The organism is Pseudovibrio sp. Ad5 (genome assembly GCF_001623095.1).
In the GTDB taxonomy this organism is placed as follows: Bacteria; Pseudomonadota; Alphaproteobacteria; order Rhizobiales; family Stappiaceae; genus Pseudovibrio.
In genome coordinates this window covers 36,534-49,847 of sequence record NZ_LMCH01000003.1, presented here as the reverse complement: position 1 = coordinate 49,847, position 13,314 = coordinate 36,534, and the positions used below count along the sequence as shown (strand labels likewise).

The following is a 13,314-nucleotide window of genomic DNA, read 5'->3' as shown; positions in this document are numbered from 1 at the left end:
GTGAATGCCCAAGCCTTTTCTATAGGCGCCATAGAAGCACATGTTCTGGTGTCTTCTCTCTTTCCAAGAGGCCATGAAGATCGGCCACAAAGACTTTTTCTGCACTTAAGTACCGCTCCATCACATGCCAAGGTTCTTCGTTTTCGAAGAAAGCATGATGGGGGACAGCCAGAATAACTGCATCACAGTCACCTGGCGGAGTTTCCTGATAGAGTTCAACGCCAAAGTGCTCTTTCGTGTGTTCCGGATCGGCTAAAGGATCAACAGCGAAGATATGGGCACCGAAGCGCTCCAATTCTCTAATCAGGTCGATTACTTTGGAATTTCGCGTGTCAGGCACGTCTGCCTTGTATGTGATGCCTAAGATGGCAATGCGAGGTGGCATAGGGCGTGCAAGCTTTACGCAGCCTTGAATGACTTCTGTTGCAATGAACCTGCTCATACTTTCATTGGTTCCTCGTCCTGCAAGGATAACCTGAGGGGAGAAGCCAAGCTGATGTGCTTTATCTGTCAGGTAGTAAGGGTCAACGCCGATACAGTGTCCGCCGACCAAACCGGGATGAAATGGCAGGAAGTTCCATTTGGTTGAAGCGCCTTCAAGTACATCGCGTGTATCGATATCCATGGCATGAAACAGCATGGAGAGCTCATTCATGAGCGCTATGTTCAAATCACGCTGTGTATTTTCAATGACCTTTGCAGCTTCAGCGACTTTAATGGATGAGGCTTTGTAAACACCTGCTTTGACAATCTTTCCGTATAGCTCGGCCAGTGTTTCAAGTGCATCCTCTGAACTGGCTGAAACGATTTTGAGCAGATTAGAAAGCGTGTGCTTTTTGTCGCCGGGATTGATCCGCTCGGGTGAGTATCCAATCTGGAAATCCTTCTGAAATCGCAGGCCGGATTCTCGTTGCAAAAGGGGGATCGCGATCTCTTCGGTGGCGCCGGGATAAACTGTAGATTCGAACACTACAATATCGTTGGGCTTCATGAAGGCCCCAACGATTTTTGAGGCTTTTTTTATTGGGCCGAGATCAGGGCGTTTGGAGATGTTTATTGGAGTGGGGACAGCAACAATGTGGATCCGCGCCTGTCTGATATCAGGCGCGGAATACGTGAGCGTTAGGTTTTTGGAAGAAAGAGCCGTCTTGCTGACAGAGGCAGTTCTATCATTTCCCTCGAGAAGTTCTTGGACCCGGTGACGATCTATGTCGTAACCAATGGTTTTGATACCTGCATGCGCCAGCGCACAAGCAACAGGCAAGCCTACATAGCCAAGCCCGACAACTGAGACGATTTCTTCCATAAAATGGCACCTTGGGATGTCCTACACATTGTAGTAATCCCGATACCATTTGACGAAGTTTGCAACCCCTGCCTTTACGGAGGTTTGCGGTTTGAAGCCCGTTGTCTCAATCAGATCCGTAACATCAGCGAAGGTGGCTGCAACGTCTCCAGGCTGGAATGGTAAGAACTCTTTCTTTGCGGTCATGCCCAGCGCGTCTTCGATGGCGGCAAGATAGTCCATTAGCTGAACCGGATCGCTGTTGCCGATGTTGAAGACCTGATACGGTGCGCTGGAGGTCGCTGGATCAGCTGCTTTTCCATCCCAATCATCCGTACGTTTGGGCGGAAGGTTTGCAACCCGCACAATACCTTCCACAATATCATCCACGTATGTGAAATCACGGATCATATTGCCGTGGTTGAACAGCGGTACAGGTTTACCCTCCAATATGGCCTTGGTGAATTTGAACAAAGCCATATCCGGACGTCCCCAAGGACCGTAAACGGTGAAGAACCGTAGACCTGTGCAAGGGATGTCAAAGAGGTGGGCGTAGGAATGGGCCATGGCCTCGTTGGCTTTTTTGGTTGCAGCATAAAATGAAACCGGATGATTGCCGCCGCGATGTGTCGACAACGGCATCGTTTCATCGAGCCCGTAGACAGAGCTGGTGGAAGCATAGACCAGATGCTTTACATCATGCGCGCGAGCGCCTTCCAGTATAGATAAAAAGCCAGTGACGTTTGCATCGATGTAAGACTGAGGACTTTCCAGTGAGTAGCGCACGCCTGCCTGAGCAGCAAGGTGAATGACCTTTGTCGGTGCATGTTGCTTGAAGATGCGCATAACAGCTTCGGCATCTTCAAGCCTGATCCGCTCTTCTGTGAAATGGTTAGAGGATGTGAGGCGTTTCAGTCGCTCTTCCTTCAGCGTCACATCATAGTAGTCTGTGACACAATCCAGGCCGATGACATGATAGCCATCTTGTAACAGACGGAGGGCTACAGCGTTGCCGATAAAGCCGGCAGTGCCTGTTACAAGTACTTTTTCCATTTCACGTTTCCCGATACTCAGCTGGTTTTTACAAGAAGCTTGTCTAGCATTGGGCGTAGCTGAGCAGCCAGCTCCGAATCATCCAATGCATAAGCGACATTTGCCGACAAGAACCCTGAGCGAGAACCACAGTCGTATGTTTCTCCACGGAATTCGACGCCGTGGAAGTCCTGCTGGCCCATCAGTGTGAGCATGGCATCGGTGAGCTGGATTTCACCACCAGCACCGGTGCTCTGGTTTTCGAGAAGTCCAAAAATCTCTGGCTGCAGGATATAGCGGCCATTGATGTAAAGGTTTGATGGCGCGGTTCCTTCTGCTGGCTTTTCAACCATGCCGGTGATGGAGAAGGTGTCGTCAGTGCGTGGAGCATCCCGCTCGATAATACCGTATTTGTGTGTTTGATCCCACGGCACTTCCTCAACTGAGATGATATTGCCGCCATGGTTCTCATAGGCCTCTACCATTTGCGACAGGCAACCTTTTGGTGCTTTCATCAGCATGTCTGGCAGCAAAATAGCGAAGGGTTCATTGCCGATGATGTCGCGTGCACACCAGATCGCATGCCCCAGGCCGAGAGGTTCTTGCTGACGGGTAAAACTGGTTGTACCTGCGGAAGGGCGGATCTTTTCAAGAAGTTCCAACGCATGGTCTTTGTTTCTGCGACGCAGAGTTTCTTCCAGCTCGTAAGCAATATCGAAGTGATCTTCGATCACCTGCTTGTTTCTGCCTGTTACAAATACGATGTGCTCAATCCCGGCAGCGCGAGCTTCATCAACCACGTATTGGATGATAGGCCGATCCAGAATGGTCAGCATTTCTTTTGGAACGGCTTTTGTTGCAGGAAGGAAGCGGGTGCCCAGACCTGCAACCGGGAGAACAGCTTTTCGTATCGCACGTGTCATATATTTGAATTCCTTAGGTCAAGGAGATCGAAACAGTCATTTTCTTAGCACTTATCTGCAGCGAATTAGGCTCGTCAATGGTACCAAATGAATTTGTCCTAGGACATAATGCTTCGATTGCCCGAAATTTGAATTACTCATTCTTTAGAGATGTTCATTCGCAGTCAATTATCGCGAAATTGTGAAGCTCTCTTGTTTCTCCAGAACATGCTGTTTTAAAAGTTACTCCAAGATGAACAGAAAGCTATCAAGGGTGTAATTGTGATTGAAGGTTTTAAGCTTGCAGCGCTGGAAGCAGGGCAACGAATTCTGGGGATTTATGAGGAAGGCTTTCAGTCGGTGACCAAAGGAGATGGTTCTCCGGTCACAATTGCAGACCAGCAAGCTGAAGAAATTATCCTCAATCACCTGTCTGTTCTCTGCCCAGATGTACCTGTGATTGCTGAAGAAGCAATGGCAGCAGGAATTATGCCAGAAATCGGTTCCCGCTTTATTCTTGTAGACCCTCTGGATGGGACGCGAGAGTTCATCAGCCGGAATGGCGAGTTCACAGTCAATATTGCATTGATCGAGAACGGAACTCCCACCAAAGGCGTTATCTTTGCCCCTGTGACTGGTGAGCTGTTTTGGGGAGAGGTTGGGCAAGGTGCTTATCGATCAGAAGCCAAAGGACTTGAGCCGGGAAAAGCTACAGAGATGAGTTGCACGTTTTTTTCTAAAGAACTGCGGGTTCTGGCAAGCCGATCGCATCGCAGTGAACGGACCAATGCTCTATTAGAAAGATTGGAGAACTCATCGATTGTTGCTGCGGGTTCATCTTTGAAATTTTGCCGCCTGGCAGAAGGGAAAGCCGATTTTTATCCACGCATGGAGCCAACGATGGAGTGGGATACTGCTGCCGGGCAAGCGATCCTTTGTGCTGCCGGGGGAGCGGTTGTTGTCGAGGGGGGAGCGCCACTTGCATACGGCAAGCTCAAAACGCCTCAAGACAAGCCTTTCGCAAATCCGTGCTTTTTAGCAGTCGCGGACGAAAAAATTATTTCCCATTATGGCTTAAGGTCGGGTTGGTAAGCTTCGGCGCATCAATGCTCAACCGTTAAACTCTGGATCAAGACTTAACGACACGTCCTTTGGAGACCGTGATGGGCATTGATAGCCAGTCGCATTTGCGACGACTAGAAAACGAGAGCATTCATATTATTCGCGAGGTAGCGGCAGAGTTTGACAACCCTGTGATGCTTTACTCCATTGGTAAAGACAGCGCGGTGATGCTGCACCTTGCTCTTAAAGCCTTCTATCCTTCCAAGCCCCCATTTCCTCTACTGCACGTGGATACCACGTGGAAGTTTCAGGAGATGATCACTTTCCGTGATTACACGGTAGATAAGTATGGACTGGATCTGATCGTTCACACGAACGAAGAGGGCGTCAAAAACAACATCAATCCATTTGATCACGGCAGCTCCAATTATACGCACATCATGAAAACGGAAGCGCTGAAAGAAGCGCTTACGCAATACAAGTTTGATGCAGCTTTCGGTGGTGCGCGGCGTGATGAAGAAAAATCGCGCGCAAAAGAACGCGTTTTTTCGTTCCGTTCTGCGAGCCATGGTTGGGATCCTAAGAACCAGCGCCCGGAACTGTGGTCACTTTATAACGGTCGGATCGCCAAGGGTGAATCTATTCGCGCATTCCCGCTCTCCAATTGGACTGAGCTGGATATCTGGCAGTACATTCTGGCTGAAGGCATCGAAATTGTACCTCTCTACTTCTCTGCCAAGCGACCCGTGGTTGAGCGGGATGGCACTTTGTTGATGTTAGATGATGATCGCTTTCGTCTGGAACCAGGTGAGAAAGTTGAGCAACGGGATGTTCGTTTCAGAACTCTTGGATGTTATCCGCTGACTGGAGCTGTGGAATCCACTGCTGACACTCTTGAAGATATTGTGAGTGAGATGCTCATTGCGCGCACATCTGAGCGCAGTGGTCGCCTGATTGATCATGACAGCTCCGGCTCAATGGAAAAGAAGAAGCGTGAGGGGTATTTCTAAATGAACAAGATCGCGCCAGTGGCAGAAGCATTTGATCTGTCCACCTATATCAACTCACAAGAGTCTAAAAGTTTCCTGCGGTTTTTGACTTGCGGCAGTGTCGATGATGGAAAGTCCACGCTTATTGGTCGCTTGCTCTACGACACCAAGCTGATTTTTGAGGATCAGCTGGCAGCGCTTGAGAAAGATAGCCGCAAGCACGGAACTGTTGCAGACGAAATTGATCTTGCACTACTCGTGGATGGCCTTGAGGCTGAGCGGGAGCAGGGGATCACAATTGATGTTGCTTACCGCTTTTTCTCGACTGAAAAACGGAAGTTTATTGTTGCTGATACACCTGGGCATGAACAGTATACGCGGAACATGGCGACCGGGGCGTCAACGGCAGATCTTGCAATTTTGTTGGTTGATGCGCGCAATGGACTGCTAACGCAGACACGTCGCCATGCGTTTATTGCGTCTTTGTTGGGCGTGCGTCATGTGGTTCTGGCGGTCAACAAGATTGACCTTGTTGACTATGACCAAAAGCGGTTTGAAGAAATCAAGGCGGATTTTGAGAGCTTCTCATCTGGGTTTGATTTTGACAGTAGCGAAGTCATTCCGCTTTCAGCGCGTTTTGGTGACAATGTAACCACCAATAGCGAGAAACTCAGTTGGTTTACTGGTCCGACTTTGCTTGAACACCTTGAAAATGTTGAACTTGGTGAAGAGCACAGTGAAGCAGCGTTCCGTTTTCCAGTTCAGTGGGTGAACCGTCCAAATCTGGATTTTCGCGGATATAGCGGCACTGTTCGTGGCGGATCTGTTAATTTGGGTGATGAAGTTGTCGTTGCCCAGTCTGGCAAAACCAGTCGCGTTGAAAAAATTGTCACCATGGATGGTGATCAGCTGCGAGCTGATGATGGACAGTCGGTTACTCTGACCTTGGCCGATGAGATCGATATTTCTCGTGGCGATGTTCTGGCGCCGGCGCACTCACGACCTGATGTAAGTGACCAGTTTGCCGCTCATCTGATCTGGATGTCTGAAAGTGCAATGCTGCCGGGGCGTCCATACCTTTTGAAGTGTGGTACTAAAACCATCGGGGCAAGTGTTACTGAGATCAAACACAAGGTAGATGTGAACACGTTTGATCATCATGCGGCAAAGCAGCTGGCTCTTAATGAGATCGCATTTTGTAATTTGGCGCTTTCTGAAGCAATTGCCTTTGATCCATATGAAGCAAACCGGGATACTGGCAGCTTTATTCTTATCGACAGAATGACGAATGAGACTGTTGCTGCTGGTCTGATCTGGTTTGGACTGCGACGGGCAACTAATGTCCATCGTCAAGCCCTGGATGTGAACAAGAAAGCGCGTGGCGGTCTTAAAGGGCAGAAGCCTGCAGTTCTCTGGTTTACAGGGCTTTCAGGTTCCGGGAAGTCGACCATCGCGAATGCGGTGGAACAGAAGCTCCTGAGCCTAGGACGGCATACATATTTGCTTGATGGTGATAATGTTCGCCACGGTCTGAATAAAGATCTTGGATTTACCGATGCTGATCGCGTTGAAAACATCCGCCGAGTTGCTGAGACATCGAGACTCTTTGTGGACGCAGGGTTGATCACACTGGTTTCCTTTATCTCGCCATTTAAGGCTGAACGTCAGCTTGCTCGTGATTTGCTGGATACGGATGAGTTCTTTGAAATCTTTGTCGATACAACTCTGGAAGAGTGTGAAACACGTGACCCTAAGGGACTTTATGCCAAGGCCCGGAAAGGTGAGATTTCCAACTTTACCGGGATAGATAGCGCTTATGAAGCCCCTGAGGCTCCGGAACTGCATTTGAAAACCGCAGGGCGCACTGTTGAGGCTCTGGCTGATGAGATCGTCGACCGCTTGCTTAAAGATGGCTATATTGGCTCGGACAATACCTGGGTCATCTAAAGCACCAGTAAGTTTTTGGAATTTGAAGCCGGGGACGAGAGTTCCCGGTTTTTCAGTTTCAAGTGAGTGTTTTATCAGGCATGGTTTATGCTAATCTTTCCGAATTGCTCTAAGAATTTTTTACCAAGGTGAGACCTCGTAATTTTTCGCAGGGTCGATATCAGGTAGTTTCTCGCTGCGTTTGTGCTGTCATGGCAAAACAGTTGGAGGAATAAATGCCAAAGGCTCTCAAAAAATATAAGAATGTCAAAGAGTTCTTGAGCGGTGTGTCTGCTTTCCAGAAAGAAATGGAAAAGAAACATAAGCTCCCGGCTAAAGATGTCGCTAAATACGGCAAGTTGACGAATGATAAAGCGGCTGTCGAAAAGGCCTACATGAAACTCGTCGAGGATGAACCGAAGCTAAAGAAAATTTCTGCTGATATTGAAATAGGTCAGAAAGCCCTCAAATCTCTTGCGAAAGCGCAGGACGACTATATCAAGGCACATAATTTGGTGGAGCAAATCACCAAGGGAATGAAAACTTTGGAAGCTGAAGCTGGTGGAGACAAGAAAAAGCTCATTGGCGTTGAAAAGTATCAAAAACTTCGCCAGCATTTAGATACTGCGAACAAAGGTTATGATGCCGCTGAGAAGAAGATTGCTCAGGTGGCCACGCTCCAAAAGCAAGTTGAGCGGTTTCAGGATACCTATGAGAAAGAGCGAGACAAAATAGCAAAGAGTTATGGAGTTACCTTAACAACAGATGCGAAGAGTTTGATTGTTCTTATGGGGAAGACTGCCGAGATGTCTATGGTTATTGGATGACGCTGTTTTAGCCTGGTGGATGGTTCGCGTGGCTGCACAGTTTCTGATGGATCGCTTTTGTGTTGGCGCTGTTATGTTTCATTTAAGCTCAGTGTGGGCGGCAACGTATAGATTGGCCGGTTGCCACTCTTTCCAATTCAATATGAAGCATCAATGTGCTCATCAAAGAATGTGGTTTGAACCACAGGCTTTGGCTAGTGAAAAGGTCGCCATCCAAGTTGAGGCGCAGCACTCATCTACTCACAGATGAGATGCATTCTATGTAGTGCGTGCTGTTGTTAGATATGCATTGGACCAAGTAAGGCGGTGATTGGTGCTCCCCTATGAGCCTTAGGTATAGCATTCACGGACTTGGATGACTGGTTGCAAGACCAGCGTATGCCAAAGGTCTCTCTGGAACGCATCGCATCGTTCCTGCTCTTGTAATTTGGAGCCAAAGCGCCTAATCAACTTTTGGATTATATTCACGCCTTTAAGGAGATCTCTTCGTGTCTCAACCAAATTCAGAAGTTTCAGTTGGAAACGCTGTCTTTTCAAATGATAAGCCGTTTTCTCTTATTGCTGGACCATGCCAGATGGAGAGCCGCGCACATGCCATGGAAATGGCTCAGGCTGTCAAAGAAATTGCAGAAGAACTGAATATAGGTTTGGTTTTCAAAGCGAGCTACGACAAGGCGAACCGGACTAGTCTGTCTGCCAGCCGCGGTATGGGCATGGCCAAAGGTCTGGAGGTTTTTGCGGAAATCAAAGAAACCTACGGCTTGCCGGTGATTACCGATGTGCATGAGCCAAACCATTGTGCACCAGTTAGTGAAGTTTGCGATATTTTGCAGATTCCAGCTTATCTGTGCCGCCAAACTGACCTTCTTGTTGCTGCCGCTAAAACTGGCAGAGCATTGAACGTGAAGAAGGGGCAGTTTCTCGCGCCCTGGGACATGAAAAACGTCATGACCAAAGTGGTTGAGAGTGGCAACTCCAATGTGATGCTGTGCGAGCGTGGCGCAACATTCGGCTACAACACACTTGTTTCAGACATGCGCGCTCTGCCGATTATGGCGGACATGGGTGCCCCTGTGGTGTTTGATGCAACTCACTCTGTACAGCAGCCTGGCGGCCTTGGTGGCACATCTGGTGGGCAGCGCGAGTTTGTTGCAACACTGGCACGTGCGGCTGTTGCCGTTGGCATTGCAGGCCTGTTTGTGGAGACGCATGACGATCCTGACAACACCACGTCATCTGATGGTCCGAATATGATCCCTCTAAACCGACTCAAAGACTTGCTGCTGTGGCTGCAAGAGTTTGACCGGATCGCGAAAAACGGAAGTTTTACGCTTTAGATATTTCACGGCACCTAAGGAAAGTGACACAATACTGCGTTTTTACGTAGAGGTGCGACAAAATACATTCGTTTATTCCCAAGGATTTACAGAAGGGTACGGTCTCTTCTCTTCCTTGGGGGCAGTACCTCGGGTAAAAGCTCTTAGAGCCAAAATTCCACACTCTACAAGTACATTGGAGTACTCTTAGATGACTGCTATCATCGACATTATTGGTCGCGAAATCCTTGACAGCCGCGGCAACCCAACTGTTGAAGTTGATGTGCTTTTGGAAGACGGCTCCTTCGGTCGGGCTGCAGTTCCGTCCGGCGCCTCCACTGGCGCATTTGAAGCTGTTGAACGCCGCGATGGCGGTGAGCGTTACCTTGGCAAGGGTGTTGAGGACGCTGTAGAAGCTGTAAACGGTGAGATCTTTGATGCTGTCGGCGGTATGGACGCCGAAGACCAGATCAAAGTTGACCGTGCTATGATCGAACTTGACGGTACCGAAAACAAAGGCCGTCTTGGTGCAAACGCTATTTTGGGCGTTTCTCTTGCTGTTGCGAAAGCTGCTGCTGAAGCGGCTGCGATGCCACTTTACCGCTATGTGGGCGGTTTTGGTGCACGCACGCTGCCAGTTCCGATGATGAACATCATCAACGGTGGTGAGCATGCTGACAATCCAATCGATTTCCAGGAATTCATGATCATGCCAGTGGGCGCAAGCTCTCTGCGTGAATCTGTTCGCATGGGTTGTGAAATCTTCCATACGCTCAAAAAAGGTCTTTCCGCTGCTGGCCACAACACCAATGTGGGTGATGAAGGCGGTTTTGCTCCTGGTATCGGTTCTACTGATGAAGCGATCGGTTTCGTTCTGAATGCTATTGAGAAAGCTGGTTACACCCCTGGTGACGACGTGATGCTTGCATTTGATGCAGCTTCCACCGAGTTCTACAAGGATGGCAAGTATAACCTGAAGGGCGAAGGCAAAATCCTTGGTTCTGATGAAATGGTTCGCTACCTTGAAGATCTGGTGAGCAAGTACCCAGTATTCTCCATCGAAGACGGTATGGCTGAAGAAGATTGGGATGGCTGGAAGTCTTTGACCCAAGCGATCGGCAACAAGTGTCAGCTGGTAGGTGACGATCTGTTCGTGACCAACTCCGAGCGTCTTGCTCGCGGCATCAAAAACGACACTGCAAACTCCATCCTCGTGAAAGTGAACCAGATCGGTTCCCTGACTGAGACCATGGAAGCTGTCGATATGGCGCACCGTGCAAGCTACACTTCTGTCATGTCTCATCGTTCAGGTGAAACCGAAGACAACACCATTGCTGATCTGGCAGTTGCATTCAACTGTGGCCAGATCAAAACTGGTTCTTTGTCCCGTTCTGACCGTATGGCTAAGTACAACCAGCTTATCCGTATCGAAGAAGAACTGGGCCTCCAGGGCGTGTTTGCTGGTCGTTCTATCCTGCGCGGATAAGACCTTCAGCATTTGCTTGAAATTAAGAAAGCCGGTCCATTTGGGCCGGCTTTTTTGCTTTCTACATCCTGATGAAAATGCCGTACAAAAAGGTTCCGACTTTGAATATGAACCACCCTGCAAACAGATAACCCCACATATACGGGACGGCTAGGAATCCCCATGCCGCCATCAGACCGAGATCATACAAAGAGTGCCCAATATCAATCCCATAAATGATGCAGGGGCTTATACCTTTCGATGAAAATGAACAGTCAGTGCTCGAACTAATCACGAAGAGTGCTGCAATACTTGCAAGCCAAATGGCAATGGGAGTTAGTAGCAGCGCGATGAAAGTCCTAAGGCTCATGCATGCAAGGTTATACCTGCAAGCAAAACAGAGCCACTATTGAAATCCAGCAGTTGAATATGTGGCTTTGTTGTTGCGCTTGGAATTTATCTTCAGAAGCTCGTTGAGCGCATAAAGACGCGGCTACTTCTTTTAATCGCCAGTTTTTGTTTCCTCGGCGTGGCGGATTGCTGCTGCGAGTGTTTCGGGATTTTCTGCTCCTGCCACTGCAAAGCGGCCATCTATGATGAAGAAGGGAACGCCTGTTACGCCAATTTCATGAGCACGGACCACATCTGCTTCAACTTCTTTTACGTCCTGATCTGTATTCAGTAGATCAGAAACGAGTTTGCTGTTGAGGCCTGCGCGTTCGGCGGCGTTGGTCAGGACTTGTTTATCGGTCAGGTCAGCGCCTTCTGTGAAGTAAAGCTTGAACAGCTCTTCGACCATCGCGTCCTGCATGCCTTCAGAACGGGCCCAGCGGATCAGCCGGTGGCTGTCGATTGTGTTTGGGGATTTCGTGATTGCCTCAAACTTGAAGTCAATTTCTTCTGCTGCACCGGCATTGCTTACCTGAGCGTAGATCTCTTTTGCCCGTTCAGCTCCACCAAACTTGTCTTCAAGATATTTTTTGCGATCTTTGCCTTCTTTGGGAAGGGTCGCATCAAGTTGGTAGGGGTGCCATTGAACTTTTACGGTGCTGTCTGGTAGCAGCATCAAGGCTTTCTCCAGTCGGCGTTTGCCGATGAAGCACCATGGGCACATGACATCGGAGATAACATCAATGACAATCGGGGCAGTAGTAGACATCAGTATTCTCAGTTATGGGTTTGTCGCGTTAGCTCTACAATCTATCAGGAATATCCGATAGTTTTCCATGAAAACTCTCACAGTTTCGTGAGGAGGTGGAAGAGCTTATCCGTTGCCCAAGCCTGTGGTGCGTACCATGACGAGCACGCGGTTGGAGAGCTGTTCCATGCCTTTTTTGCTGCGTAGAACGGCGACAGGTCCACGGCCTTCAATGTTAGCAACGAAGTCTTCATCACGGCAAACGGCCATTGCTATGGAAAGGACAGTTCCGCTCCAGTACATTTGATGCTGTGCAAATGCTTGAGGATTGCTGCCAGTGAAACGTTCTATGAGTTCAAGAAGATTAAGTTCGTAGATGGACTCACCACGGCGTTTTGTGGATTCTTCCAAGAGTTTCAGGTAGTTGAGATATTTTTGTTCGGAAAGGAAATCATCATTATCCTGACGTGCAAGCCATTGGCTGGAAACAGTCAGGATTGCATCGGTCAAACGCTGGCGTCTGCCCGCGCGCAAGGCGCTGATGATATGACCCGTGAGCGCTTTATCTGAGACCTCACCGAGCAGGACATCAGTTGCACCTGCTGAATAGAGAAGGTGTGCGGACTCCTCGTCAATGCTATGGGCAAGTATGGGCAAGTTGAAATATCGTGGATCAGCTCGCAGGCGCTCAATCTCTTCGCAAGCTTGCCATGCGGGCATGTCGATCAAGACAGCTTCAAATCGGCGCGCTGTCAGATAATCCTCTGTCATATCGGAGGAGAAACCGCTGACGATTTCTACAGGCATATCCAACAGAGCTTGTGTGCGTCCAAAGTGCTTGCCAAACCCGGCAACGAGTAGTCCCGCAGATTTTAGCGGGCCGAATTCGATCTTATACTCTGGCAATGGACCAAATAGGCCACGGCGCAGGCGCGCTTCCTCAGCTCTGTTGGCAAGACGCCTCAAACCGGCAATGCGTGGCAGCAGAACATCTGGTGGTATTGCATCACTCACAGTTGCGCTTGGCTTTAAATCCAGCGGAACAGGCGCACTGCCACTTGTAATAATAAGAAGTGGAACTTCGACACCGGGACCTTTTCGGAATTGCCTAATGGTTTGCGTGAGTTCATCTAGCTCAGGAGGATTATCTTCCTGCCAGGGCAAAAGAATGCATATGGGAAGAACGTTTGCACCCTGTAGCTCGTCAATAAGCTGTGCGCTGGTTCGAACTGCGACCAGACGATCAGATAGCACGGTCAAAGGCTCCAACATATCAAAGACATGATTTTGCACCGGTGCGATCAGCAGGATTTTGCCCCAACTGGAATCGTGCGTTTCAGTCTCTAATGGTTGGCTATGATCGGCCATTCAT

11 protein-coding genes are annotated in these 13,314 nt (G+C 49.0%); 6 read left to right on the top strand and 5 right to left on the bottom strand.

The window, feature by feature from the left end:
• Positions 1–19 precede the first annotated feature (19 nt).
• Genes PsAD5_RS01595 through galU form a run of 3 tightly spaced genes read right to left on the bottom strand, consistent with a single transcriptional unit; the run spans position 20 to position 3,240 of the window.
• Positions 20–1,306 (bottom strand): nucleotide sugar dehydrogenase, encoded by a 1,287-nt coding sequence (locus PsAD5_RS01595; RefSeq protein ID WP_063290834.1) that lies wholly within the window; start codon positions 1,304–1,306, stop codon positions 20–22.
• Between the two features lie 21 nt (positions 1,307–1,327).
• A complete protein-coding gene (locus tag PsAD5_RS01590; protein ID WP_063290833.1) occupies positions 1,328–2,338 on the bottom strand; it encodes an NAD-dependent epimerase in 1,011 nt (336 codons plus the stop codon).
• Between the two features lie 17 nt (positions 2,339–2,355).
• Positions 2,356–3,240, bottom strand: coding sequence for a UTP--glucose-1-phosphate uridylyltransferase GalU (galU, locus tag PsAD5_RS01585; RefSeq protein ID WP_057466274.1), 885 nt, complete (start codon positions 3,238–3,240; stop codon positions 2,356–2,358).
• Positions 3,241–3,501: 261 nt separating this feature from the next.
• On the opposite strand from galU, the gene cysQ reads away from it, so the two are divergent.
• The 6 genes from cysQ to eno all read left to right on the top strand — a co-directional run bounded on the left by cysQ (position 3,502) and on the right by eno (position 10,825).
• Positions 3,502–4,311 carry a 3'(2'),5'-bisphosphate nucleotidase CysQ gene (gene cysQ, locus PsAD5_RS01580; RefSeq protein ID WP_063290832.1) on the top strand — a complete coding sequence of 270 codons (810 nt, stop codon included), beginning with the start codon at positions 3,502–3,504 and terminating at the stop codon, positions 4,309–4,311.
• A 71-nt stretch (positions 4,312–4,382) separates the two neighbouring features.
• Positions 4,383–5,291, top strand: coding sequence for a sulfate adenylyltransferase subunit CysD (gene cysD / locus PsAD5_RS01575; protein ID WP_057466276.1), 909 nt, complete (start codon positions 4,383–4,385; stop codon positions 5,289–5,291).
• Positions 5,292–7,217, top strand: coding sequence for a sulfate adenylyltransferase subunit CysN (gene cysN, locus PsAD5_RS01570; protein WP_063290831.1), 1,926 nt, complete (start codon positions 5,292–5,294; stop codon positions 7,215–7,217).
• Positions 7,218–7,432: 215 nt separating this feature from the next.
• Positions 7,433–8,023 (top strand): hypothetical protein, encoded by a 591-nt coding sequence (locus PsAD5_RS01565; RefSeq protein WP_063290830.1) that lies wholly within the window; start codon positions 7,433–7,435, stop codon positions 8,021–8,023.
• A gap of 488 nt (positions 8,024–8,511) precedes the next feature.
• Positions 8,512–9,360 carry a 3-deoxy-8-phosphooctulonate synthase gene (gene kdsA, locus PsAD5_RS01560; RefSeq protein WP_057466280.1) on the top strand — a complete coding sequence of 283 codons (849 nt, stop codon included), beginning with the start codon at positions 8,512–8,514 and terminating at the stop codon, positions 9,358–9,360.
• Positions 9,361–9,550: 190 nt separating this feature from the next.
• Positions 9,551–10,825: a phosphopyruvate hydratase gene (gene eno, locus PsAD5_RS01555; protein ID WP_057466281.1), complete on the top strand. Its 1,275-nt coding sequence runs from the start codon at positions 9,551–9,553 to the stop codon at positions 10,823–10,825.
• Between the two features lie 481 nt (positions 10,826–11,306).
• On the opposite strand, the gene PsAD5_RS01545 is transcribed toward eno, so the two are convergent.
• Together PsAD5_RS01545 and PsAD5_RS01540 are read right to left on the bottom strand one after the other, a co-directional pair.
• Positions 11,307–11,963, bottom strand: coding sequence for a DsbA family oxidoreductase (locus PsAD5_RS01545; RefSeq protein WP_057466283.1), 657 nt, complete (start codon positions 11,961–11,963; stop codon positions 11,307–11,309).
• Between the two features lie 105 nt (positions 11,964–12,068).
• The gene (locus PsAD5_RS01540; RefSeq protein ID WP_063290829.1) at positions 12,069–13,310 is read right to left on the bottom strand and encodes a hypothetical protein; all 1,242 of its coding nucleotides are present in this window, start codon (positions 13,308–13,310) and stop codon (positions 12,069–12,071) included.
• Positions 13,311–13,314: the final 4 nt, after the last annotated feature.